The organism is Candidatus Hydrogenedentota bacterium (assembly GCA_035450225.1).
Classification (GTDB): domain Bacteria; phylum Hydrogenedentota; class Hydrogenedentia; order Hydrogenedentales; family SLHB01; genus DSVR01.
The window spans coordinates 372,395-394,668 of record DAOTMJ010000001.1 but is presented as its reverse complement, the minus strand read 5'-3'; the positions used below and the strand labels follow the sequence as shown (position 1 = coordinate 394,668).

General features: G+C 59.0%; 18 protein-coding genes. 6 read left to right on the top strand and 12 right to left on the bottom strand.

All coding sequences use genetic code 11. From position 1 onward, the window contains the following. Positions 1-64: 64 nt before the first annotated feature. The 3 genes from P5540_01545 to murQ are packed head-to-tail and all read right to left on the bottom strand — an operon-like array spanning position 65 to position 4,649. Positions 65-1,225, bottom strand: coding sequence for an anhydro-N-acetylmuramic acid kinase (locus P5540_01545; GenBank protein ID HRT63483.1), 1,161 nt, complete (start codon positions 1,223-1,225; stop codon positions 65-67). Position 1,226: 1 nt separating this feature from the next. After that, a complete protein-coding gene (locus P5540_01540) occupies positions 1,227-2,801 on the bottom strand; it encodes a SpoIID/LytB domain-containing protein (GenBank protein HRT63482.1) in 1,575 nt (524 codons plus the stop codon). Between the two features lie 3 nt (positions 2,802-2,804). Continuing rightward, on the bottom strand, positions 2,805-4,649 hold the full coding sequence (gene murQ / locus P5540_01535; GenBank protein ID HRT63481.1) for an N-acetylmuramic acid 6-phosphate etherase: 1,845 nt from the start codon (positions 4,647-4,649) through the stop codon (positions 2,805-2,807). 80 nt (positions 4,650-4,729) lie between these two features. On the opposite strand from murQ, the gene P5540_01530 reads away from it, so the two are divergent. Further along, entirely contained in the window at positions 4,730-5,677 is a 948-nt protein-coding gene (locus P5540_01530; protein HRT63480.1) for a DNA-processing protein DprA, read from the top strand. 49 nt (positions 5,678-5,726) lie between these two features. Here the strand turns inward: P5540_01530 and P5540_01525 are convergent, their stop codons facing one another. Then, positions 5,727-6,812: a lysylphosphatidylglycerol synthase transmembrane domain-containing protein gene (locus P5540_01525; GenBank protein ID HRT63479.1), complete on the bottom strand. Its 1,086-nt coding sequence runs from the start codon at positions 6,810-6,812 to the stop codon at positions 5,727-5,729. A gap of 213 nt (positions 6,813-7,025) precedes the next feature. Between P5540_01525 and P5540_01520 the strand changes: the two genes are divergently transcribed. Next, positions 7,026-7,967 (top strand): DUF362 domain-containing protein, encoded by a 942-nt coding sequence (locus P5540_01520; protein HRT63478.1) that lies wholly within the window; start codon positions 7,026-7,028, stop codon positions 7,965-7,967. After that, positions 7,964-9,643 (top strand): 4Fe-4S binding protein, encoded by a 1,680-nt coding sequence (locus P5540_01515; protein HRT63477.1) that lies wholly within the window; start codon positions 7,964-7,966, stop codon positions 9,641-9,643. Before P5540_01520 ends, P5540_01515 begins: the two co-directional genes overlap by 4 nt. On the opposite strand, the gene rimO is transcribed toward P5540_01515, so the two are convergent. From rimO to P5540_01485, 6 genes are all read right to left on the bottom strand, one after another. Beyond that, the gene (gene rimO, locus P5540_01510) at positions 9,631-10,974 is read right to left on the bottom strand and encodes a 30S ribosomal protein S12 methylthiotransferase RimO (GenBank protein ID HRT63476.1); all 1,344 of its coding nucleotides are present in this window, start codon (positions 10,972-10,974) and stop codon (positions 9,631-9,633) included. The genes P5540_01515 and rimO overlap by 13 nt on opposite strands. A gap of 52 nt (positions 10,975-11,026) precedes the next feature. Further along, a complete protein-coding gene (gene tadA, locus P5540_01505; protein HRT63475.1) occupies positions 11,027-11,539 on the bottom strand; it encodes a tRNA adenosine(34) deaminase TadA in 513 nt (170 codons plus the stop codon). Further along, positions 11,536-12,495, bottom strand: a complete 960-nt coding sequence (locus P5540_01500) for a twin-arginine translocation signal domain-containing protein (protein HRT63474.1) — start codon at positions 12,493-12,495, stop codon at positions 11,536-11,538. The genes tadA and P5540_01500 overlap by 4 nt, the downstream gene beginning before the upstream one ends. Before the next feature lie 2 nt (positions 12,496-12,497). Then, entirely contained in the window at positions 12,498-13,124 is a 627-nt protein-coding gene (locus P5540_01495; protein HRT63473.1) for a flavodoxin family protein, read from the bottom strand. Further along, positions 13,121-13,516 (bottom strand): hypothetical protein, encoded by a 396-nt coding sequence (locus P5540_01490; GenBank protein HRT63472.1) that lies wholly within the window; start codon positions 13,514-13,516, stop codon positions 13,121-13,123. The genes P5540_01495 and P5540_01490 overlap by 4 nt, the downstream gene beginning before the upstream one ends. A gap of 99 nt (positions 13,517-13,615) precedes the next feature. Further along, positions 13,616-14,515 (bottom strand): NAD(P)-dependent oxidoreductase, encoded by a 900-nt coding sequence (locus P5540_01485; GenBank protein HRT63471.1) that lies wholly within the window; start codon positions 14,513-14,515, stop codon positions 13,616-13,618. A 404-nt stretch (positions 14,516-14,919) separates the two neighbouring features. On the opposite strand from P5540_01485, the gene P5540_01480 reads away from it, so the two are divergent. Next, the gene (locus P5540_01480; protein HRT63470.1) at positions 14,920-16,899 is read left to right on the top strand and encodes a family 43 glycosylhydrolase; all 1,980 of its coding nucleotides are present in this window, start codon (positions 14,920-14,922) and stop codon (positions 16,897-16,899) included. An 84-nt stretch (positions 16,900-16,983) separates the two neighbouring features. Next, positions 16,984-17,718 (top strand): flavodoxin family protein, encoded by a 735-nt coding sequence (locus P5540_01475; protein ID HRT63469.1) that lies wholly within the window; start codon positions 16,984-16,986, stop codon positions 17,716-17,718. A 91-nt stretch (positions 17,719-17,809) separates the two neighbouring features. Here P5540_01475 and P5540_01470 read toward each other — a convergent pair whose 3' ends face one another. Then, the gene (locus P5540_01470; protein HRT63468.1) at positions 17,810-19,864 is read right to left on the bottom strand and encodes a DUF4091 domain-containing protein; all 2,055 of its coding nucleotides are present in this window, start codon (positions 19,862-19,864) and stop codon (positions 17,810-17,812) included. 158 nt (positions 19,865-20,022) lie between these two features. Next, on the bottom strand, positions 20,023-21,384 hold the full coding sequence (locus P5540_01465) for an MFS transporter (protein ID HRT63467.1): 1,362 nt from the start codon (positions 21,382-21,384) through the stop codon (positions 20,023-20,025). A gap of 319 nt (positions 21,385-21,703) precedes the next feature. Between P5540_01465 and efp the strand changes: the two genes are divergently transcribed. After that, positions 21,704-22,270 carry an elongation factor P gene (gene efp, locus P5540_01460; protein HRT63466.1) on the top strand — a complete coding sequence of 189 codons (567 nt, stop codon included), beginning with the start codon at positions 21,704-21,706 and terminating at the stop codon, positions 22,268-22,270. Positions 22,271-22,274 lie beyond the last annotated feature (4 nt).

Sequence of the window (22,274 nt, the reverse complement as noted above, 5' to 3'; positions counted from 1 at the left end):
CGTCCATGAGACAAGCCGGAAGTTTTCCGCTTTGCCGCCGAATTTCGGTTGTTGGAAGGACAGACTACACGCCCGGCGTAATCTTTCCGAGGATGGCGGCATGGCGGGCGCCGGTGGCTTGGGGCACATTGGCGGGCGTGCCGCAAATGGTTTCATTGCCCAAAATGGCGAAGGCCACGGCTTCGCGCGCGATGGACGGTATGCCATATTGTTCGCTCGTGCGGACAGTCGTGTTGGGCAGCCCTTCGCGAATGCCCGCGAGAAGGGTTTTGTTGTACGCGCCGCCCCCGCTGACGACGACACGCGCAATGTCGTATTTGGGCTTGATGAACCGGTCGAATGCGTTGACGATGCTTTTGGCAACGGCCGCCGTCACGGTGGCGACGAGATTCTCGTAGGGTTGGCTTTTCCGGCTCATCAGCGCGTCGCGCAAATAGACTTCGATGCCGAATTCTTCCCGTCCGGTGCTTTTAGGCGGGGATTGATCGAAATAGGGATGGCTCAGAAGATAATCGAGGAACTCCTCGATAACGACACCTTCGGCTGCGGCCTTGCCGTCGGTGTCCATGTTTTCCTCGCCGCGCGTCAACAGCCCCACCGTGCCGTCAATAATCATATTTCCAGGGCCTGTGTCGAATGCGAGAATATCGTCGAAATTCGGCGTAACCACGGTTACGTTCGCGATTCCCCCGATGTTGAGGCACACAATCGAGCGATCCGGCCGGGCAAACAATACCCAGTCTGCATAGGGAACCAGCGGGGCGCCTTGTCCGCCGGCCGCCATGTCGCGCGTTCGGAAATCGGAAATGACCGGCAGTCCGGTTCGTTCGGCGATAATCGCCGGCTCGCCGATTTGAAGCGTGCCATGGGGTTTTTCACCCCGGGGGGGCACATGAGCGACCGTATGGCCGTGTGATGCGACGAAATCAATGGTGCAGCCCGCCTCTTTCGCCACGGGAAACATCGCGAGCACCGCATCGGCGAAACGCGATCCCAATTCAAAATTGAGCAGGCAAATATCCTGCGCGGTCAGTTGTGGACTCAGCAGGCGATTACGCAAATAGGACGGATACGGGAACTGGAGCAGTTTGATGAATTTGAGATGCAGGCTGTCGCCGGTCCCCTTGATGCGCACGAGCGCCGCCGAAATGCCATCGCAGGACGTGCCGGACATCAAACCGACGGCAAACCGCATTGGTTTGTTACGAATTGCGTTCAAGTCCATTTCAGTGCAACCTCGCGAGTGCAGCCATGGCAAAATAATGTTTCAATATACCGCTATATGTCGCGCCTGCGCTCGCCATTCCGCGCGCGCCGTCTTGGCACAAACCCACTCCGTGGCCGCGTCCGCCGCCCGTAAACACAAACGCATCGGGGGAACCCGGCCTTCCTTGCGCCTCGACCATAAACATAGCACTGTTCAGACCACCAAATGCAAGTCGGATGTCGAGATCCTTTCGCACGATCTCCGATTTCTTGGTCCCAATGATTTTTACCCATTTCAGGCGGCCGCTGACGCCGCGGTCGCCTGTTTCGATGGCCCGAACCGGTCCGACCGGATATCGCTTGTTGACGATATCGGTCAGTTCTTTGGCGGTCATTCGCTTTGTCCACCGGAACGATTCGCGATTTCCGGCGCAATAGGCCGCCGGTGTGCTTTTAAGCCATTTTGCCCATCCATGGGATTCGGGCCCGTTTGGGGCGGGATTCGCCTTCGGGGGAAAATCGGGCACACCGCGCAACGCGTTGTTCGGTGGTCCCGACCAGACGGTATCGTTGTGCTCGGTCCATCCGCCGCAATTGGCCGAAAAAACGGCGGGAACCACCCGGTCTTCCGCCACGAGCACCATGCCGCGGGTGGCCGCCACCGCGTCATCCGTGGTTTTTTGGCGTCCGTTATCGCCGCCGTAGGCCCGGCAATGCTCGTTTCCGCAAAAGTCGAAGCCTTCCAGGGCGTGTTTGCCGCCGAGTGCGGCGACCACCTCGCTCCGCGCGGCAACGGCTTGGGCCTTGAGTGCTTCGGCGGGCCACCCGGCCGGCATTTCCGCGGGCAATACACCGGCCAAGTACGATTCAAGGGCGATGTGTTCATAGAGTTCGAGTTGCGCATCCGGCCCGATACGAATTTCCAGCGATCCCCGGTACGTGCGGTCTTTTTGTTGATTTTTCCAGAATCCGACATCAATACCGGCGACACGCACGGGCGCATTGGAGTGGAATCGTGCCGGCGCATCCGTCATGCAAATTTCCCTGCCCCGTGAATCCCTGAAATGGATTTTGCCCCGGCCTTGGACGATCGTTTCCGGCAGAATCCATGCCCAGACGCTTTGCTTTTCGAGCGCAGCCTTGAGCGCTTTGGCTTTGTCCAATGTCGGCTGGCAGCCTATGGAAACCCACCAGTTACGGTTATCGGCCGATTGGCCGGATTCCAGTTTCCACACCCGCCCGAACGGGAGGATGTCCGTTGCATAACCCTGGCTTTTCCATTGGGCGGCATATTGGCGGGCTTCCGATAATTGGCCAGGGGGGAATGTTTTTGCAAAGAGCCGAAACCGCTGAACGGCCCGATGAGCGCCGCTCGCCTGAACCGTATAGGCGCCCGGCGGCAATGGTTTTCGATTGCCCTCGATAACAAGAGGCTGATCCGCATGGACGATTAGTTCTTTTCGTGCCGCCGCCAGTTGGATCGTAAGTGTGTTCGATTCGGAGGTTTCCTCGCCTTTGACGCCGAAGGCCGTTGTGAGCGTAAACAGGACGAGCGCCACACAAATCGGAGAAGGATTTGGAAACAGAATTTTCATGCCTCAGAAATTCTCCAATGCCTGGCGCAAGTTTCCATTTGCCCGGGCAAGAATGGCCTGCGCCGTTGCGAGATCACAAAAGCGGCGAGCCATGAGAACGGCCGCCGCTAGGTTGCCGCCCGCGTCCGCCAAACAGGTTTTCGCCCGTTCCCGATCACATGGTGCGAGTGCGGCCACAATGTTTTCGGCGCGCTTGCGCAATTTGTCGTTGACCGGCCGCATTCCAATCATCAGGCCATCATGAACGCGGCCATTCAACGCCATGGCGCCGGTTGATATGATGTTCAAGACCATTTTCGTTGCCGTGCCGGCCTTCAGGCGGGTCGAACCCGCCACCACTTCCGGACCGGTTTCGACGACGATACGGACGTCGGCGGCATTTGTTTCGATCGGATTGCAGGCGATAATCGCGGTACGGGCGCCGGCTTGCCGTGCCTCATCCAGCGCGGCCCGCACATAAGGCGTCCGGCCTGAAGCCGTAATTCCCACGACAAGGTCGTTCGCATGGACGGGCGGGCGCATGGCGGCCATGTCGGTTCGCGCCTGCGCCGTGTCGTCCTCCGCGCCCTCGACGCTTTCCCGAATTGCCCGGTCGCCGCCGGCGATAATCGCGACCACTTGATCGGGCGGCGTGCCGAATGTCGCCGGACACTCGGAAGCGTCGAGCACGCCCAGGCGCCCGCTGGTTCCCGCGCCCACATAAATTAGGCGACCGCCGGATCGGATGGCCTCGGCTGCCATTTCAACGGCTTTGGCCATGGCCTCGGACGCCTTTTCAACAGCCCGCGCGACACCCGCATCTTCCGCGATCATGAGCGCCACCATTTCTCGCGCGGGGAGCGTGTCAATGGATCGGGCCGCCGGCAGCCTTCGTTCGGTGGTTGCGTCATCCCTTCTTTCCGGGGCCACAGCCTCCGTGATCCACGCCGGCAAAGGTCCGTCGAGGGCCGCCATGCGAAACGCCGCGGCATGACCGCGCAACGGCGGAAGCAGCGGCTTGGCCTGTGGCCAGCATGCGGAAAGGGCGTGGCAATAGGCGTTCCTGAATAGCGCCGAACCCTCGAACAGGCCGCCTAGGATGAAGACCGGCGTGCTGGATGGCAAATCCAGTTTTTTTCGCGCGGCCAGTGTTTGCTGCACAAGGCGAAGGGCCTGTTCCTCGACGCATTGCGCCGCCACGGCGTCGCCTTCGGCGGCCAGTTTGTCCACAATGCGCGCCAACGCCGCAATTTCGTGTTTTCGCGCCTTGGAGGAAAAAAGGACAAGGTCGTCAAAAGAGGTCAAACCGGGTTCGCGCCATAGTTCGGAGGCCAGACGCGTCGGTCGGCCCGTGCCATCCACCGCGCGCGCGGCGGCTTGCAGGGCGGAAACAGCCACGGCATAAGCGCTGCCCTCGTCGCCGAAAATGCGTCCCCGCCCGCCGATGCGAATTTCACGGTACGGGTTGAAATCCCAAGCCAGCACGCTGGAACCGGTTCCGGCGATTGTCAGGACGGCGGTTTCGTTTTCCGCATTGGCCAGCAAGAGGGGATGTAAATCGTCGGCAATCCGGACACGGCCTCCCGTTTCCTCCGCCACGGCATGAGCAAGCGCGGTGCGTATCTGCATGCGTCCGGCGCCCGCAATCGCCGCCACAATCAAGTCCGGTTGATCATTCGAGCACGAATGAAACAAGCGGAGGATCATGTCTCTGCCGTGTTCGATGCCGTGTTCGATGAGATTGCAGGGTCCGGCCGCCATTTCGCGGAGCAACGTCCCCGCCGCATCGTAAAGACCGGCGCGCAAGCCCGTTGCGCCGCCGTCGCAGGCCAGTATGAGACCGCCGCCTCGTCCTTTTTTCGCCGACATGCACCAAACTCCCGGTGAAATGCGTCTTCTTGACGTAAGCATCGTATCACGCACGGACTTCAAACCGAAAGAGAAACCCGATGAACGCTGAAATCGTGGCCACGCTCGCGTTGCTTATGGCGGCCCGAAACGCATTTGTGGCCCTCAATCGTCTGGCCGCATCGGCCCGACAGATGGGGTTGTCGCTGGCCGAATTGTGTGAACAGCCGCCAATGGAGCGCACTCGGAATGCATCCGTCTGCGGAAGCGTCGTTGCCTCGGCCGTGGCGCGCTTGAGCGCGGAGGATTTGGAAAAGGCAAGAGCCATTCTCAAGCGGTCGGCCGCCCAAGGCATTTGGATGGAAAACCGGGGGGCGGAAGGTTATCCGGAGATTCTGGACCGGCGCATGGGTGAAGCCGCGCCGCCGATTTTATTTGGGAAAGGCGAACAGTCGCTTCTCAAGGATGAAATGGCGGCGATTGTGGGCACGCGAACGCCCTCGGAAAGAGGGAGCGCCCTTGCCGCCGACTGTGCGTCTTGGATGGTGCGCCACGGGATCGCCGTTGTCAGCGGCGGCGCCAAAGGCGTGGATTCCGCCGCGCATGAAAACGCGATTGCCGCGGGCGGTCGCACGCTGGCCGTGCTTCCGCAAGGGCTGTTGGTGCATGCCGCTTCACGGGCGATGACCGCCGCAATGGCCGAAGGAAAAGCCGTATTGATCAGTCCCTTCCCTCCCACTGCGCAATGGGCGACCCATGCCGCCATTATGCGAAACGCCATTATCGCCGCTTTTGCGCGATGCGTCTGCGTTGTCGAACCATTTCGTGAGGGCGGAAGCGTCCGAACGGCACGTTTTGCGCTCAGCCGGGGAATACCCGTCTTCGTTGCGGCTCCTCCGGTGGACAATGCAGCCTGCGATCACCTGATCAAGGCCGGCGCGCAATCATTGCTGACGAGCGGCGGGGAGTTGGATCTCGACGCCTTGAAAAGGGCCTGGAAACAGGAGACGGGAGGAAAATCGCGCAGGGAACAACTTCTCTTGCCTTAACGGCGCGCGGATCGGGATCCCCGGCCTTTCCGGTTTGCGCGCAGGGAAATCAATCGGACGGCGTTTCTTCGCGGATGGTTTCTATTTCGCTTTGCAACTGCGAACTTTCCCTTGTCAATTCCACGAAGGTGAATTTTTCGCGGATTAGACAATAGGTGCCCGCGGCGATGATGGGAACCAGGTTCAGAACATAAATCACAATCGAGAAGGTGAGGGCGGTGGAAATGGTCATGCCGGGGACAAGCATCATCAGCGCGATGACGATGGGATACTGGAATTGTCCCAGGAAACCAGGCGGACCGGGCAGGCTGATGAACACCGCCAGCAGCACTTCCATGACGAACGGCATGTACCACGGGAAATCAATGTGGAACGCGTACATCGCGCTTACCATGGTCACGACGAAAGTCCCCCACGTCAATAACGAAAAAGCGATCGCTTTCGCCATATCCGACGCCGATCGGAAAACATGTAGTCCGTCCGCGAAATTCTGAAGGATTCCGTGCACACGGGTGGCCAGTCGTTTCGAGACGAATCCTACGCAGGCATCGGAAATGCGCAAGACCAGTTTCTGGTTCACATACAGAAGAACGAGCACGGCGACCATGGCCACGAGCACGAAAAGCATCTTCACCTCGATGCTTTGCACCACTTCGGCGGAAAAACGGAGTTCCGTTCCGAAAACGGACGCGGGGATGACGACCGTGCCTTCGGGCTTGTAGGAAAAAATCGTGACGAAAATCACCGCCGCCAATCCGAAAAGATCCGTGACGCGGTCCAGCGCCACCATGGCGAACGCCTTGCTGAAGGGCAGGCCCGCCAATTTGCCCAGGACGACGGCTCGAACGACTTCGCCCAGCCGCGCCGGCAGGACGAAGTTGGCCATGAATCCGATTTGCGTGGCGCTGAACATGTGGCGGAACGACACGAATTTGGCCGTTCGGACGATATAACTCCAGCGTTGGACACGCGTGAAGAAGCCCAGAACGATAAAGGCCAGCGAGATGCAAAGCCACACCGGCGATACGCCGCGCAAGGCATCGCGTATCTCGGCCGGATTGGTGTCGCGAAAGAGAAACCATAGCAGGCCTATTCCGATGGCCAGCCCGATGATTGCCTGGATATAACGTTTCATGGAATCGAATCGTACCCGTTCAAGTGGAGGGAGTATAGCAGGCAAATCGCCGTTTGCACTAACACACCGCCATCCCTGCTTCCATGCCCCCTTTCACGATTCGATTCAAGGTCTTTGGAACGGCGGCCTTTGAGCAGTTATAATGAATTCAGCGCAGGCGCCAAGAGAAAATACTGAATTGCCTGCCACGACGACAATAGGGAGATGAATGCGATGAAGAGACATTCCCGGCGCGAATTTCTGAAAAGGGGTGCGATGATGGGCGGCGCGATGGCATTGGGGCCTTTGGGCGCAGCGACGGCACAGGAGGCGTCAGCGCCGCCGATGTGTATCGCCCGTTGGAAAGGCGCGGCGGCGAACACGCCCGAATCCATCCAGGCAATGGCGATTCAGTTGACCAAAGAGGCCATGGCCGGACTCGGCGGGATGGGGCGTTTCGTGAAAAAAGGGGATGTGGTGTGGGTAAAACCCAACATGGCGTGGGATCGCGCGCCGGAATTTGCCGCGAATACCAACCCGGATGTCGTGGGCACGCTGGTACGGTTGTGTTTCGAAGCGGGCGCGAAGACGGTCAAGGTCGGCGACATGACCTGCAACGACAACAAGAAAGCCTACCCCGCCAGCGGCATCGAAGCCGCGGCCAAGGCGGCGGGCGCCGAAGTGGTCTATCTCGATGAGAACCGATTTCGGGAAGTCGAAGTCAAGGGCAAGCGCCTCGACAAATGGCTGGTCTATCCGGAAATTATCGAGTCGGATCTCGTCATCAACGTGCCGATTGTCAAGCACCACACCATTTCGAAGGCAACCCTCTGCATGAAGAACTATATGGGCGTCATTGCGGGCAAGCGCGCGCAATGGCACCAGGATCTTTCCACGTGCCTGTGTGACATCACGGCATTTATGAAACCGCGGCTCTGTGTGTTGGACGCGATCCGCATTCTTACCGCCAATGGACCGACCGGCGGCAACCTGGACGATGTCAAGCGAATGGATATCGTCGCGGCAGGCACGGACATTGTCGCATTGGATGCCTTCGGCGCCGAATTGCTCGGCCATAAGCCCGAAGACATCCAATCGGTTGCAGCGGGTTTCAAGGCGGGTCTTGGACAGATGGATTATCGAAAATTGGCGCCCAAGGAACTCGAAGTCGCGTGAACCGCAAGCCGTTTGCGAAGAAGATCGTCTGGGCGCGACGGATAGTCCAAATTGTTTCGCTCGCGCTGTTCTTCTGGCTGTTCTGGGCCGCGCGCCTGTATGAAGGCCGGCCGGCCAGCCCATGGTTGCGCGTTTATTTCGATCTGGATCCGCTGGCGTCGCTGATCACATGGCTGGCCGGGCATGAACTGCGCACCGTTCCCATTTTGGCGATAGCGACGGTTGTCGTGACCATTCTATTGGGCCGGGTTTTCTGCGGCTGGATTTGTCCGCTGGGCGTGGTGCACAACGCGGCGACGTGGTTCCGCGCGAAAATGCGCAGGAACAAGCGTCCGCCGCGCGATGCGTGGTCGCCGTGGCAGCGCGCCAAGTATTACCTGCTGGCGGGATTGCTGGGCATGGCGCTGTTCGGCGGTCATTGGGCCGGGGTCTTCGATCCGATGCCTCTGCTGTTCCGCGCGACGACGACGGCTCTCTATCCTGGCGCTCAATATACCATCGAGGACGCTTCGACGGCCGTGTACCAGTCCGATCCGCATCTGGGGCCGGTGCATCTGACCTCGGCGACGGAGCCGGTCTATGGTTTCATGCGCGACCATGTGTTCAAGGCCAAGCGGCAAACCTATTGGGGTGCGGATCTCATCTTCCTTCTGTTCGTCGCGATTGTTCTATTGAATCTGTACCGTTCCCGGTTCTGGTGCCGATACGTGTGTCCTCTGGGCGGTCTGTTGGGCCTGTGCGCCCAACGCCCGGTGCTGCGATTGAAAAGCCACGACAACTGCACCGAATGCGGCTTGTGCGCCCAACAATGCCCCGCGGCCGCCAGCCCTGAAAAACCGGGCGCATGGCGCGCTTCGGAGTGTTTCGGTTGTTGGAACTGCGTGGCGGCATGCAATCGGGGTGCGCTGGATTTCACATGGTCGTTGCCGTGGCCGGCGCCGTCCAAGGCGAAACTGGATTTGTCCCGCCGTGCCCTTTTGTCGGCGGGGATGGGTGGAGTCGGTGGACTTGTCATGTTTCGCTTGTCGCCCCAGGCGCAGGGCATTTCATTCAATCCTGAATTGATCCGTCCGCCCGGCGCACGCAATGAACGGGCCTTTTTGCAGCGTTGCCTCAAGTGCGGGCTTTGCATGAAGGCGTGTCCGACGAACGGACTTCATCCCACGGGTCTCGAAGCCGGACTCGAAGGCATTTGGACGCCCATGATGGTCCCGCGCACCGGCTATTGCGAGTACAACTGCAACCTTTGCGGGCAAGTATGCCCGACCGGCGCCATTCAGGAACTCGCGCTGGACGAAAAGAAGAAGGTTCGCATGGGGCTTGCTGTCTTCGATACGACCCGCTGCCTCCCCTACGCCTTCAACCGGGAATGCCTGGTCTGCGAGGAGCATTGCCCGCTGCCCAAGAAGGCGATTTACTTCCTGCCGGCGGAAGTGCGCCAACGCGACGGTTCCACGATTACGCTGAAACAGCCCCACGTGGACGCGGATCTCTGCACGGGATGCTGCATCTGCGAGCATGTGTGCGTGTTCAAGGATCGCGCGGCCATCCGCGTCACCAGCGCCAACGAAAGCCGTCATTCCGGCAACAAGGCCATCCTGACCGGCAACACGGAAGAGGGCTGGGGCGAACCGGCGCCGGCGGAATCGGGCGGCGGCAATCCCTACGGTTCCTGAACCGAGACGGCGAACACGTCGAAACCGGATGCCTGCCGGATCTCAACCTCAATAAATTGACCTTGCGCCAAGCCATCGGCAGGCGCCACAAACACGCAACCGTCAACCTCCGGCGCCTCGCCGGGACTGCGCGCCATCCAAAGTCCCTGGACGTCATCGAAGGATTCCAGCAGAACGCGCGTGCGCGCGCCGATGCGGGAGACGTTGTATTGAGCCGAAATCGCTGATTGAAGATCCTGGACGTCTTGCCGTCTTTTTTCGCGGGTGTGTTTTCCGGGATGACGCGGCATGGCGTCGGCGGTCGTTCCTTCCTCGCGCGAGTAGGAAAACACGCCCGCCCATTGGAAGAAGTGTTCGCGAAGTCCTTCCAGCAGACGGCGATGTTCGGCGGCCGTTTCCCCCGGAAAACCCACAAGTATCGTGGTGCGCAATACGACATCCGGCATGGCCGATCGCAATTGCCCCAGCAAAGCGCCGAGGTCAAGATCCCACGCGGGCCGGTTCATCCGCCGCAAGACGCCGGCATCGAGGTGCTGCACAGGCATGTCGAGGTAATGAACGACCTTCGGGGTCGAGGCCATGGTTTCGATCAATTCACTCGTGATGCCGCCCGGATAGGCGTACAGGCACCGAATCCAGAAATCGCCTTCCAGAAGGGCCAGCCGGCGGATCAAATCCGGAAGGCGGCAATCGCCGCGATCGAGGCCGTACGCGGTAATATCCTGCGCAATAAGGTTGAGTTCGCGGACGCCTTGCTTCAGCAACGCCCTCGCTTCCTCGATCAGCGCCTCCGGCGGCACGGAACGGAACGGCCCTTTCATCGCGGGAATGGCGCAAAACGCACAGCGGTGATTGCAGCCGTCGGCAATCTTGAGATAGGCATAAGGCTTTGTGTCGAGCCGTTTGCGGGACAACGTTCCGTTGATTTCGACCAGCGGCGTTTCGCGCACGAGACAGGCCGGCGCATCTTCCGAACGAATCATGGCGGCCAGTTCGGCAAACTGCCCCACTCCGACAATGCCGTCAATTTCCGGAATCTCCCCGCGCAGATCGGCAGCGTATCGCTGGGCCAGGCAACCGGCCACGAACAGGCGGCGGGGATTGCCCGTCGTGCGTTTCATCTCGGCGACGGAAACGATGGTCTGCACCGATTGTTCCTTCGCGTCGCCGATGAATCCGCATGTCGTGATGACGACCGCGTCGAGAGGCGTCTCGCCGGCAAAGTTGTCCACGGCCAGCACCTCGCAGCCGCCCGATTCGAGCAGTCCCGCAAGATACTCGTTGTCCACCGTGTTTTTGTCGCATCCCAAGGTGATCAATCCGACACGCATAGATCCTCTATTCCGATATCGCCGACATAACCTGAGGAGGAAATTTTTCCAATCAATTATCGTCGTATGACGCCCGCGGCTTTGGAATTCCCGATCCTTCCCGGATCCGCCGGAAAAAACGGGACAGGATGTCGCCGCATTCGTCGGCAAGGAGACCGGGACGAACACGGGGACGATGATTGAAACGCGGGTCTTCGAGCAGGTTCATCAGGGTGCCGCACACGCCGGCCTTCGGATCGAAGGCTCCGAAATGGACCTCGGCAATGCGTGCCAGGATGATGGCTCCGGCGCACATCGGGCATGGCTCGAGCGTCACGTAGAGTTTCGCGCCCTCGAGACGCCAACTGCGGAAATGCGCGGCGGCCTGTGTGATGGCCAAGATTTCGGCGTGGGCCGTCGGATCCTGAAGGGTTTCCCGCTGATTGTGGGCTTTGCCGACGATGTGGCCGTCATGGACGATCACGCAGCCGACCGGCACCTCGCCGCATTCCAGCGCGCGTTCCGCCTCGCGCAGCGCGTAGCGCATGTGGCGCGAATCGTCGTCGAGCAGGGATCCATGCGTCATGCCCGCCATGGCCGCTCCCTGTTCTGGTGTTCCGCTAGACACTTGCGCGCGATGGCCGCGTCGGTGGCCACCTGAAAGTCGAACATGCCCACGCACAGGAAATCCGCGCCGTTTTTCAGCGCATAGGAGAAACCCTCTTCCGGCTGGATGGCCCCGGCGCCCAAAACCTTGAACGCAATCCACGGTTTCGTGACGGTTCTCATGATTTCGATCGTCTCTTCGGGCGTTTCCTCGAATACGCTGTCGTGGCGTTCCTTCGGCCCGGCCGACCAATATTGTTTGCTGTTGAACGTCTTCATATAGAAATCATTCGGGATGCCGGCTTTTTCGCAGGCGGCGACGACCTTGATGTCGTGCGCGCCGACGCCGGCAATTGCCCCGTTCGCCTGGATGTATTCGATTACCTTGGCGATTACGTCAAGCCGGTTTTGCCGCACCATGGCATCGCCGGTTTCGCCCTGAATCTGTACGCCCGTTGCGCCGAGGTCCAACGCAACCCGGGTATCCCACAACGGATCGGACAGCGTCGGTTTCACTTGCGCAATCCATTGCAGTTTTCCGCCTTCCTTTCCCCAATAGGCCTGCCAAATTCGCTGTGTGTTGGGATCGGTGCGGACAATGGCGGTGTTGATGCCCTGCGCTTCGCACAGTTTGAATGTCTCGAACACCTTTTCATCCGTGAAATAGTGTTTGAGCAGCGACGACACATAAATCAGGTCGCGGCTGTGCGCTATGCCGCTGATGAGGTTGCCGCCGCAAATCAGCCGGCTGATGGACACGTCCTTGATTGTGCCCATCGGCATCGTCTGTGGATTTGCGGGCGCAGAGGCCGGCGCGGCTTTCTCGCCGACATGCGCCGCAAGGGCCTTTTCCTCGAAGCCAAAGGCCAGCGCCGTGCCCGCCGAAGCCGCCAGCGATTTCTTGAGAAACCTGCGGCGGTTTACTTTTCGAGCCATTTTCATGCCCTCCCCGGATTTCGTTGATTCGCTCCGGCCGCGACCAGCCGCATGCCCAGCGCGCGGGCCTTCTTTTTGGCGCGCTCTTTCAAGACGGGACGCTGTTCGCCCGCGGCAAGGCCGATGAAAAGGACTCCGGCAGGCTTCGCGCCAAGCAGTTTCGCCACGTCTTTCAACAATTTGACCATTTTCGTCAAGGTCCGCGCCATGATGGCGGGAGCGGCGGATGATGCAACGATGACGGCCGGCTTGTTTTTTCGGGATGTGCGCGCCTTGGGCGCCGGCACGCCCCACGGCCAATAGGCATAGCACACAAGCCGCTCGATAAATCGCTTCGTGACCGCTGTGACCGTCCAAAAATTCATCGGTGAGCCGATAACGAGAGCGTCCGCCGCTTCGATCGAATCGAGAATCGCCCCCATCTCGTCATGTACGGCGCATTCGCCGCGTTTATCTCCGGGTTGCTGCGTGCAGGTCCGGCAGTTCGTGCAGAACTCGATGTGCCTGTCAATCAGGTAAATCTTCTCCGTTTCGGCCCCCCGATCCCGGGCGGAGGCAAGAATCTCGTCAACGGCCATGTCCACAACGCCGCCCTTGCGGTATGTTCCAACGATGGCGACGACCTTCACGATATTCCCTTTCCGTATTCGCGCAGGATGGCCTCCACCTTCTCGCGATGATCCCCCTGAATCTCTACGCTGTCCGTGAATGCCTTGCCGCCGGCTGCGCAACGTTTCTTGAGCACGGCGAGCAGATCCCCCGTATCTCCGGAAAGGTTGCGGACGATGGTGACGGTTTTTCCGGCCGCGCGCCTCTCGACGAAGATCGGATAACCGCCTTTTTGGGTCCGCTCGACATGGCATTGAAGTGTTGTCTTGCCCGCAACGTGTTCTTTTGGCGCAGACACGGCGGGCGTGTCGGATACGATCGCCGGAACGGTTTCTGTCAGTCCTTGAAATGGATTCGAGACCAACGAAAACGCGGGTCCGTCCGTGTGTATTCGTGTCGCCTTTTCTCTCATACCGATTGTTCCTTGCCTGGAAATGGATGATACCAAAAGCCGATTGTCGAATCCCACGGTTGGCTTGCAAAACCAGTTCCAATACATGCACGATGGGATTTATGCGAAATGCCGGGCTTGGTTGTTCAGACAGGCCCAAGTTTCGGCAAGACCGGTTTTGATGTCCGTAAACGCAAAATCGGGCAGGCGGCACAACAGACCGGACGGGGCAAACACGATGTCGTACTGTGGCATTTCGGGATTGTACCGGACGTCGAGACGCTTGCCCGACAAGCATTCGATGAGGGCAATGATTTCATTGAGACTGGCCGTTGTCCCGGTCACCGCGTTGAATACACCCGGCACGCGTTTTCCGAGAATTTCCACGACGAGCCGCGGAATGTCGCCCACATAGAGCAGATCCCTTCGCTGGCGTCCGTTGCCATGCACGACGGCCGGTTTGCCGTGCCGGGCGGCATCGAGAAACGCGCGCACCGGCCCATGGTGCGTATCGCCTGGACCGTACACGCCGGGCAGGCGCAAAATCGTCAACGGGATCCCCTGTCTTTCGCAGCAGGCGTCGAGAATGCCTTCCGCGGCCAATTTGCCGGCGGCATATGGACTCTCGGGCCGCAGCGGGCTGCATTCGTCCAGCGGCAAGGCGAGATTCGTCCGGCCATAAACGTCAATGCTGCTCAAATATACAAGATGAACAGGAGGGCGCATGCCGGCAATATGCGCGATATGCTCCGCGATGGCCGCATTGACGCGCAGCGCCTCCGAAGCGGGTCGAGGATCGTCTGGGTTTCTTGCCGCAGCCACAATCCACGCCGCATGCGTGGGGATTCGCGGCAAGAGCGATTCCGTCTGTTTGCGGTCGCAAAGGTCGGCATCCCTTGACGCAAATCCAATCACGTGAGGGGAACCGCTTCGGAAAAAGGCACGATACAAAACACCGCCGATAAATCCGCGGCCGTGTTCTCCGCCGCCAAACACAATAACCGGCGCCGACAAGTTCATGGGGACATCCGCTGCCGTCGAGATAAACACATTATGACGTGGGCATCACCCACAACCCAATTTCTCCTCGTGCTCGTCATCGTAATCGTCATCGCACTCGGGACCCCATGGTTTTCGCACTTGCTAATCCATGGAATTTCTATTGATTACGCAAGTTGCCCAAGAATTTCTTGTTGCTATTTGTAGAAGCCAGACAGACGTTGAGGCGCCAGTTGACGGCCGCCATTATAGCCGACCTCTCCGCCGCGTCCGCAATAGCGGAAAACATGCATGAAAACCGGACGGGCCAAGGGACCTGTATTGCGCCTGTATCCGCCGGTGCTTTGAGTGAATTTGAAAAGCCGGCGTTATTGTGTATGCTGCTCGTATTGTTGTGGACCTTTTGGCGCATGGAAGGAAATGCTTTGATCTCCTGGTTGATGGCCATGTATCTGCTGGGCGCGCCCAATCCGGTGTTGCCCCATACGGCCGACGCGGGCCTTTTGCGGCATGACGGGAAATACTATCTTATGGGTGTGGGAACAGACGGCAGCCTATTTGTCTCCGACGACCTTGTGCATTGGTCCGGTCCACAGCATGCCTTTTCAATGGAAAATGCCTGGACGTCCGGGTCCGCCGCCACGGATGATAATATCCATGCATGCGACCTGCTGCTGCATAACGGCCTGTTCCATCTCTATTGGTCGGTAAATCACGGTGAACTGCGTCAGATTGGGCATGCCGTCGCCAAAACACCCGAAGGTCCTTACCATGAACCGGTGCGCGAGATTCCCTTTGACGGACGCATAGATCCGCAATGTTTTCAGGATGACGATGGCCGCCTCTACTTCTATACGGTAAAATTTGGCTTTGGCAATGCGATTTGGGGCCAGCCCATGACCAGTCCCTGGAAATTGGCGGATAAACCCATACCTCTGCTAACGGCGGTCCGCGATAGTTGGGAAACGGCCGACAAACCCAAGCAATTTATCAACGAAGGGCCTTTCACCATCAAATATCGGGGCCGGTATTACATGATGTACAACGCCAATCATACCAGTCCCCAGTATGGAAACTATGCCCTTGGCGTTGCGGAATCCGATGGGCCCCTGAATTTCAACAACGGCGGCAAGTACCGTTTTCCCGTGTTGCGATCGAACCTCGATCCCAGGCATGCGGGCATCACGATCGACCCCAAGGCGCCTGAAACAAAAAATTGCGGCCAGCCCAATTTGGTGCGCGGACCGAACGGCATTGAATGGTGGCTCCTTTACTTTGCGGATCGGGGCGCTCGATCGCAATGTATCGATCGGGTGCATTTTTTCGGTCATGAACTCTTTATGGAAGGCCCCACCACCGCCGCCGTGCCCGGCTACCACCCTGTGCCCGCCCTGCCCACGTTTCGGGATTTCTTCGAGGATGCCGCATCGCCCGTGGCGCGCTGGAACTTGGAAGGTAATTGGCAACAGCGGCAAGGCGCTCTTCATGTTTGCGCTGAAACCGGCGAGGGATGTGCGCAGCCCCGTGTGTCATGGATGCGCAACTATGTGCTGGAAACAACCCTGCAATATCGGGAAAAAGACGCCGGCCGTCTGGGTGTCGTGGCATGGGACAACGGGCACGGGACACGTCTCCTCATTGGAATTGATCGCGCAAAAGACATCGCCTTTCAGCGCCTCTCGCACGGCCAACGAAGCAAAGAACACCGGGTTCCGTTGCCACGCGGATTCAACTGGGAAGGGCCGCATGATCTGCGAATCGAAAACAATGCAGGGGCCTTCAGTGTCTATCTGGGGGCCCTGCGCTTGGATCTGCCCGAAGAACCCATTTCGAAGTACTCGCCGGGTCTGCCGGCTCTTTTTGCTTCGGGTTGTTCCGCCTCTTTCGGAAGTTTTTCGTTGACACGCGGGTGGGACGAATGGGGCCGCTCAATTCGTGGCTGGACAAGTTCCACCGCCGGCCTCAGAAACGGAAATACGGGGGGCCTTGTCCTTCAGCCGCACCAATCGGCCTTCAAAGGCGACCCTCTTCGATACTATGAATTCACCGTGCAGACCGAGGCCAAGAAGGCGGGCGGCGTCTATGCGGTCTATGTCAATGAGGGAAACTATCTGATGGTCTTGTTTGACGCGGATTTTACCCGAATCGTGGCATCAGGCAAGCGTCATGACCGGTCTTTGCCTGAAGTTGCGTTCGTCGTCCATCCCCGAATCCACAGGGCACATGACGTGTCCGTCAATGGCAACAATCTGCGGGTCGTAAAGCGAAAGGGCGGCACGTTGCTTTTTGCCGAAGGGCTTGAGCTGGGAGAAATCGAAGGCGACTGGCCGGAGTCACGCGTGGGATTGTTCGCGGCAAACAACACATGTGCATTTGATGGCCTGACGCTTTTCGAGATTCCTTGAATTATTTTTCACGGGACTGACCGAAGGTTTGACAATCCTCTTTCGCATGATGAATTCTGTGGGCCGCAACCGGTGAAAGGACGCATGATGAAAATTATCGCATTCAACGGAAGTCCGCGCGGTCCGCGGAGCAATACCCACGCCATTGTGGCGCCGTTTCTGGAAGGCGCGCAGGCGGCCGGCGCCGAAACCGAAAATGTTTTTCTGGTCGATCACGATATCCGTCATTGCCGCGGATGTTATGTCTGCTGGATCAAGACTCCGGGCCGCTGTATTATCGAAGACGACATGGCGGGACTGCTGGGGAAAATGGCGGCCGCCGAGGTCATCGTGTTTGCGACGCCGCTCTATGTGGACAATGTGAGCGGCATCATGAAGCAGTTTCTGGATCGCCTGATTCCGGCGGCCGATCCGCATTTTTACAAGGATGAAAACGGCGAGTGCAGACACATCCCCCGCGAGGGCATGCTGGCCTCCAAACGTTTTGTGATTGTATCGAACTGCGGATTCGCGGAGGTTAGCCATTTCCAAGTCCTCCGGCTGTATTTTCGGCGGATGGCGCGAAACATCAACAGCCGCGTCGTCGGTGAAATTTACCGAACCGAAGGCGAACTGTTTCCACTCAAAATGCCCGGACTTAGCCCCATTCTGGATGCCTATCGCGATCGCGTGCGCGCGGCGGGACGTGAACTGGTCGAGACGGGCGCGATATCCGAAACGACATCCGCCCAGCTCGAAGAACCGCTTATTCCCGAGGCGCTTTATATCAGCGGCGCCAATCGTTGGTGGGACAAGAATCTCGCGGAATGCGGCGCATGACCGACATCCGGCGATATCGCCATTGTCATCGAAGTCTCCATGCTTCGATGCACAAAGTCCTTTCGATAACGATGACGATGACAAGCCCGTGTCAGGGCCGTTGATCCTTCCCTGCCTTGGTAAGCGCCCATCCAATGCGTACCCGGTCGTATTCGACAATGCGCGCCAATTCGTCCACCTGTTGCGGCGGGACATTCGCGCTGAACAGCCGGCGCATGCACAAGGTCCCGGCGTCGCGCGCGGAGACGCGGCCCATTTTCACGGCCTGGTCCAGCATGACAAGATATTCGAAGTCTTCCATGCCGTCGCGCAGGGCTTCGGAACGCACCGAGGGCAGCAAGCCGTTGCGTCCCGGATAAAAAAGAAAACCGAGACCCGCGTCTCTGCATCGCCAGACCAGCGGTTGGGCGACGGACTCATTTACCCATGCGGGGGGCCAGCGGTTCAGACGCCGCGCGACGAAACCCTCCGCTTGATGCCCCCAGCATACCCATGGAAACAAACGGGCCTCCACGGGACGGGCATCCACGGCAAACGAAGGGAAATCATTCACGGATTCGCAGAGCCATGTGGCAATCGGCGCAATGGACGCGGCGGGTTCGAGTGTGTCCATGTCGCCAAACACGATCTCGGTTACGCCGACGACCCGGTGAAAAAAACTTGCGCGAAACTCGAAACGAATGGACTGGAACGTTTCCGCTTCGTCGAATGTGCCTTCGAGCGAACTTTGCGTAAAAAGGGACGGCGGCGGATGCGGCGTCCAGCGGATCCGGGAGAAACGCGAGAAATGACTGCCGATCCATCGCTCGACGTCGAGTTCTTTCGCTTCCAGCCCGTTTTTCCAGATGATGCGAATGGTTCGTACCGTCACCGGTTCCCTTAGATTGATCTGAAGCCATTGCGGTTCGTCGGGCATGGGGATTCCACGCGAGACCCAATAGGTGAACAGGCATCCGTCGTATGCGTCTTCAGGACGCGATTCGCGTGAGGTTTCGCCGGGAAAACTGCCCGAAGAACGCGCGGAAACCGCCTCCGCGGGAGCGTTTTGCGTGATGGTCAATGATCGTCCCTGTCGCAGCAAGGCATCGCAATACGGGTCGAAACTTCCGAGCGGCGTCGCCCAAATGTCCGTGTAACGTTCGAAAAAGGGATCGCCCGCGCCCGCGAGCAGGCGAGCAACGCGCTTGTCGTTTCTATGAACGCGAAAGTAGGCCTCGCGCGCGGCCTGCCAATAGGCACGTTCCGGCAGCGGCATGACTTCGATATAGGCCAGCGGCAATTGGCCGCGATCATCGAGCCAGTTGCACATGTCGTGCAGGTAAAATTGAAGTGGATCCTGCAATTTCCCGGGCTTGGGCGCTGGAAACGGGGCAATGCCGGCCTGACCCGCGCCGATATCAATGGCGTTGAAATGGGCCGAGTCCACCGCGTAGGCGATATGCTCCTTGAGACGGGAAGTGTCTGCGTTGCCTTCGCGATCGATCGTGACCAGCGGTCCCCCGTCCCACACGCGATATGCGATGCGCTCGCGCGACAGCGCGTCGTAAAAGGGTTTCCATGCCTCCAGATCCGTGTCGGCGATCCCGTACACGTCGCGGATGGATTTGCGATCGAGTGGAAACGCGGTTCGCAGCGATGGCGTTTCAGGCAGCAGGAAGGGAAAGATCTCAAAAGAGATCGGGATTGTGCGTTTGCCCCGTTTGCCGAAATGGACGGAGACTTTTCCGGAATAGGTCCCCGGAACAGCGTCGCGGGGCACGCCGTATATCAGCCGGATTGCCGCCGTCGAATCGGCTTCAAGGGAAAACGTGTTGCATTCAAGCAAGGGATCCGGCCAGAGGGTTCCTTCGCGTTCCGCGCGCGGAGACGGTTGCTCGATACGCAAATAGCCGGTGCGGTACACGTCGGGCGGCGGGATATGTTTTCCGATGGGATGCCCTTCGATCGAAACGGCTTCCAGCGGCTTTCCCTTGGCGCGGATGCATAGTTGGATTGATTCGCGTTCGCCGCATGCGGCACGCAGGCGCGCTTCCCGGGCGGATTCGGCCAACGGAAAACTTTCCGGAAACACGCGAACCAGCGGCGATTCGACCCAGATTTCGGGCGCGCCCACGGAGACGAGGACAATGGCCATGAAAGCAAACATCGTTTATCAGCGGTTCCCGCCGGATGGTTGATTTCGCAAGACCATTCCTGCCGTCCAACAACACGCGAATCCGATTTTGGCGCCAGTCATCCCTGTTTCCTTCCGATTCAATGCCTGCATCATTGAATACGAAGAAGGACGAACGCAAGATGACTGCCTCAGGAATCCTTTTCAATGGGCCGGTCGAACTGAGGCGAGGGTATCCGGAACAGGAGTCCCCACGCCGCCAGGCGCAACAGAACCGATACGATGAAAATGACGTGAAACGGCACGAAGACCATGTCCGCCACCGTCCATTGACGTCCCTTGAGCGCTTCGAGGAAATAACCGGCCATCAGGGTCGCCAAGCCGCCCGCGAAATTGCCCACGCAGGCCGCGATGGCGATATACATGGCCCGATAATTGCCCGGCGAAATGCGGGTCTGGATTTTTAGCGAGGCATTGACCGCCGCCGAAGAGCCGGCCCCGCCCAGAATGCTGCTTACCGTCAGCCAGAACATCGCCGTCGCCGGCGTCGCCACGATCCAGAAGATCGGCAGAATGGTCCAAAGGAAATGCGATCCGATCATGACCCGTTTCACGCCCAAGCGATCCACCAACCGCCCCGTCATTCTACCGGTGAGCATGATGCCGGCCAAGGGAACGGCCACTAACACCAGCGCGCCCCCCATCAGGTGATCGCGAATGTGCAAATCCTCGACGAAGAAAATGGTCGCGAGCGCCCCGCCGAGAAACACCGCGAAATTCCAGCAGGCCGTAAACACCAGCCATGGACGATAAGCGCCGTCGCGCAGGGGCGCAAGCAAATGTTCGAGGAAACTTCCCTTGGCATCGCAGGCGGGCGCCGGTTCGGGAATCCGGCGGTGCATGAACAAATCCACCATGCCCACCGCCATTCCCAAAGCGAAAACGAGTCCCAGCGCGTGGATTTTGGCATGGTTCGGCGCTATGTCCACGCCGATGCTGGCCGGTATCACCAACGCCACCGTGGCAAAGGACAGCCATACGTCGCGACGTCCCATGAATGTGCCGTGCACCTTTTCCGGTATCAGGTCCGCCAGCCAACTGTACCATGGCGGAGCGGCTCCCGCCGATGCGAAACTGGCCGCGCACATCAACCCGACCAGCACATGGGGCGCCGCCGCCGGAAATCCATGATCGACGAACAGGTAGGCGGCAATAATGGCGATCGTCCGCAGGAGGCGGTTGGCGGTTTCACCGATGAACCAGAGCACGCGGCGGTAGCCGAAGCGGCCCGATGCGTATGCCGTGATCAATTGCATGGCAATAGCAAAGCACGACACGGCCCCCAGTATTCCCCATTCCATCACGCTCACGCCGATGGCATTGCCAAAGGCCACCAAAAACATGCCGGTCGTCAGGTTGAAATAAGCCGTGCCCATTGCCCCCGTGAGAATATGACGGCGCATGATCCACGGCAGGTTTTCCGGCGTCACCGCGCCATAGGAAAAATCTTTTGCGCGCGGCGCAAACGGAAACCTGTCACTGAACAAAGCCATATCGGACCGGACGACGTTGGAATTCGGGCGCATATTTTGACAGGAACGGATCGCGGAAGCAATGTGACCATTTTAATTTATAGCAGCGCTATATATGCAATACGCCATTATCATCGGTTCATCCCCCCCCACTTTCCCCCGCCAGCATGTTCCGGTTTGTCAAAGCCGTGGGAGACTGGCGTTGCCGCCACCGACAACGGAAACAAAACCGATGCGGACAAGGAAGCCATGTGGAATGATGCGAGATGCGTCGGGCGCTTCGCGCATGTTATGCTATACGCGATTGACGCAGCAAGAACCACAGGAGTTGAATACGAGTATGGCTTCGGTTTCCGAATTTCGCAATGGAATGGCCATTCGCCACAACAACGATATATGGGTCGTGGTCGAATTTCAGCATGTGACGCCCGGCAACTGGCGCGCCATGCTGCGCACCAAACTGAAAAACGTCAAGACCGGGCGCGTCATGGATGTTACGTTTCGCATGACCGATCAGATTGAGGAAATCCGTCTTGAAGCTAAGGACATGCAGTTCCTGTACGCCGAGGAAGACACCCTGCATTTTATGGATCTGGAGACCTACGATCAGATCTTCATTCCGGACAGCCTCCTCGGCGACTCGAAAAAATTCCTTCGGGAAGGGGACCGCTGTTCCATCTCCTTTATCGAAGGCAAGCCGGTACTGGCGGAAATGCCCATTTCGGTCCAGCTCAAAGTCGTCGAGGCCGAGCCGGCTGTTCGAGGCGACACGGCCACGAACGTCACCAAGCAGGTCGTTCTCGAAACCGGCGCCAAGCTGCAGGTTCCCCTCTTCATCAAGGTCGGCGACACGATCAAGATAGATACCCGCACGGGCAAGTATTCCGAGCGCGTTGCCACCGCCTGATTGG